5 protein-coding genes are annotated in these 2,960 nt (G+C 65.4%); 2 read left to right on the forward strand and 3 right to left on the reverse strand.

Annotated features, from left to right (window positions below; all coding sequences use genetic code 11):
* Positions 1 to 178: phage head-tail joining protein (locus ROA7023_RS25785; RefSeq protein WP_121097559.1), on the reverse strand; the 178-nt coding region annotated here is incomplete at its 3' end.
* Between the two features lie 47 nt (positions 179 to 225).
* Between ROA7023_RS25785 and ROA7023_RS23210 the strand changes: the two genes are divergently transcribed.
* Entirely contained in the window at positions 226 to 840 is a 615-nt protein-coding gene (locus tag ROA7023_RS23210) for a plasmid pRiA4b ORF-3 family protein (protein ID WP_085881315.1), read from the forward strand.
* The gene (locus ROA7023_RS23215; protein ID WP_200812592.1) at positions 837 to 1,100 is read left to right on the forward strand and encodes a GIY-YIG nuclease family protein; all 264 of its coding nucleotides are present in this window, start codon (positions 837 to 839) and stop codon (positions 1,098 to 1,100) included. The genes ROA7023_RS23210 and ROA7023_RS23215 overlap by 4 nt, the downstream gene beginning before the upstream one ends.
* A gap of 119 nt (positions 1,101 to 1,219) precedes the next feature.
* On the opposite strand, the gene ROA7023_RS23220 is transcribed toward ROA7023_RS23215, so the two are convergent.
* Together ROA7023_RS23220 and ROA7023_RS23225 are read right to left on the reverse strand one after the other, a co-directional pair.
* Positions 1,220 to 1,459, reverse strand: a complete 240-nt coding sequence (locus ROA7023_RS23220) for a CDGSH iron-sulfur domain-containing protein (RefSeq protein WP_085881316.1) — start codon at positions 1,457 to 1,459, stop codon at positions 1,220 to 1,222.
* Between the two features lie 92 nt (positions 1,460 to 1,551).
* On the reverse strand, positions 1,552 to 2,960 hold a 1,409-nt coding region (locus tag ROA7023_RS23225), incomplete at its 5' end, for a phage terminase large subunit family protein (RefSeq protein WP_183073593.1).

Here is a 2,960-nt window from a genome sequence, read left to right on the forward strand (position 1 = left end):
CGATCCGCCGGCCCTCGGCCGCGGCGATCTCGCGGTCCAGCGCCTCGATGGCGCGGTCGATCTCGACCACGCTGCGATACTCGACGGTCTTGCCGTCATAGCTGACCCGCGCCACGCCGGAGGAGCGTTGTGCCGAGAGGGCGTCACGGCGGGACTTCAGATCGACGATTGTGGACATGCGGCCGGCCTTCTATCTTCAGGGTATCGCAGCATCCGGAGCCGGACATGTCAGAAACCGTTGCCCGCATTCGCATTGAACTCGAAGACACCGATCCCCTCGTCTGGCGCGAGCTGGATCTGCCAATGTCGACCACGTTGGCCGCGCTGCACGACATCATTCAGGTCGTGATGGATTGGTGGGACTACCACCTTTACGAGTTCGTGATCGGCGACAAGATCTATGGCGAGCCGCATCCCGATGACGAGATCTACGAACGCAAGGTTTACAAGGCCAGGGCGATCCGGCTTGGCACACTGCTGGATCGCGACGTGCGCGCGTTCGTCTACGTCTATGACTTCGGAGATAACTGGCGGCACCGGATCACCGTCGAAAGTGTCCGGCAGGGTGATGCGGATACCGTATATCCCAAATTCATCGCCGGCGCACGCCGGGCCCCGCCCGAGGACGTTGGCGGCATCACCGGGTTCGAGGAGTTCCTCGAAGCGGTGTCCGATCCCGAACACGAGGACCACGAGCGCCTGCTGGAATGGTACGGCAAGCCCTTCGACCCGGAAGACATCGACGAGCGAAGCCTGCACGTGAGCATCAACGACTTCGCGGCGCGGCGGCGCGGGCCGCTCCTGAGGCATCGCGGCGATGCGCGCAAAAAGCCGTTGTGACCGGGTTTGTCTATGTCCTTGGCAGCCGGACTGCCTCTCGGTATCGCACCTATGTCGGGTGGACCCTCGATCTCGAACGTCGCCTGGCCGAGCACAATTCCGGCATCGGCGCGAAATCGACACGCGGCAGTGTGTGGACCCTGATCTATGCCGAACGATGGCCCTCCCGCATCGAGGCCATGCGCCGCGAATGGCACCTCAAGCGCGACCGTTCCCTGCGACGGAGCCTTGCGCGATCGGCGCAGGGTCTTGGGCGCTGATCGACCAGAGTCCCCGACCCGTGCCGGGCACGCTCGCTGATTCTGGACACTGAAAGCCTGATCGGCATGGCAGCGACTGATGTCGATGCCATGCCGTTGCCGAGATCGTTGTCCGGAATTTACAGGCTTGAATGCGTGCCATCGCAGAGCGGAGCGTTGTTCGTATGCTTGCACCCGCAAAAGAACACCTTGCCGGTCTTTTCGGCCGTGTACTTCACCGGGGAAAAGCCCGAGCCCTTGTGGCTGCCGTCGCAGAAAGGCTGATTGCTGCTATTGCCGCAGGCGCACCACATGTAGGTCTTGCCCTCTTCGACATCCGTCGGGAATGGGGCTTTTTGCGCGATGGTTGGCTCGGTCATTGGCTACTCCGTCCTTTTATTACCTCCCTGGAGATAGCATCTCCGCTGCGCGCGGCAAAGACGATGCTCCGACCGCGCTGAAGTATCAGCGCTCACCCCATGTAGCTCGACCGCATGGTCCGTCGTCGTGGCGCAGTCCGGCCTTGGGCGCGCGGTGCAGCGCCTTGCCCGGTGTCGGTCTCGTTCGCCTTCGCCACGCCAAGCTGGTCTTCCAGATCTGCCCATCGCGCCTCCGACCAGCGGTCGGCCCCCGCAATCCAGGCGGCGGCCCGCGCATACACCCGACAATCCAGCGCCTCGTTGCGTTCGCGCAGCTTCTGCCATTCGAGTTTGGTGAACCCCCGCCTGCTCTTGACGGTCACCAGTTGTTCGGCCGTCAGCTGTTTCAGCCATTCGGCATCGGCCCATGATGGCAGATGCACGGTTCCGGGCGGAAAGGACGCACCGGCAGTAATTTCCTCGGGTGTCGGCCGGTCCTGCCGCAGGAAGCGATAGGTTTCGGCCTTGAAGGTCGAGGTCGCCACGCTCCACAACCGCGCGCCGCGCCGCAGGCGTTTGCCGCCGATGGTGGCATCGACATAGGTCGGCCCGGTCACCGGGCTCGCCCGGTTGAAGCCTTCGAGCCCCTTCACGGGCGCGACCTGCGCAAAACCCACCTGCCGCGCCCACGCGTAAACCGCGCTGGTCTCGAAGCCCGAGTCGATCGCGAACCGCGCGATGGTCAGGTGCTGGCCTCTCTCATGCGCCCATGTCCGGACCAGCAGGTCCGTCAGCGTCTGCCAGCAGTCCGGATCGCCGGGCCCACCCTCGATAACGATGTGATCGACCAGCCAGCTTTCCAGCCCGCGGCCCCAGGCCCAGACATCGACCTCGATCCGGTCCTTCTGCACATCCGCACCCGCCGTCAGGAACAGCCCCTTTTCCGGCACCGTGCCCGGCGCCCACGCCTCGCGCCGGTCGGCCAGCCGCTGCCAGTCCGGGGCCTCGCCGGTCTCCATCCAGGTCTCGCCAAGCACGGTGTTCCGGAACGCCCGCAGCGCTTCGTCGCTGCCCCGTGCCGCCTCGTGCGCCCGCGCGATCCGGGTCCAGCCGAGCCAGCCCACCGGCGAGTAGAGCGCCGAGAGGTGATAGCCAACGGTGCCGGGATCTTCGGACTCAGCGGTCGCGCGCCATTCGCCGGCTGCCAGCATGGCCGTCTTGTGGTGCTCGGCAATGGCCGCATCGCAGCCCTCGCAGTGATATTCGGCGGTGTCCGGCTGGCCCTTGTCCCAGCGGAGCCGCTCGAACTTCAGCCATTGCACATGGCCGCAATGCGGGCACGGCACATGATACCGGCGCTGATCGCTGGCCTCGAACTCGCGCTCGATGCGGCTCAGCCCCCGGATCGTCGGCGTCGAGACGAGGAACACCTTGCGCCGGTGGGCAAAGGTCAGCGAGCGCGCCTCGGCCAGCGTCACCGGATCGCCTTCCTCGTCGGCCGAGGCCGGATACGCGTCGACCT

Source organism: Roseisalinus antarcticus (assembly GCF_900172355.1).
GTDB classification, from domain to species: Bacteria; Pseudomonadota; Alphaproteobacteria; order Rhodobacterales; family Rhodobacteraceae; genus Oceanicola; species Oceanicola antarcticus_A.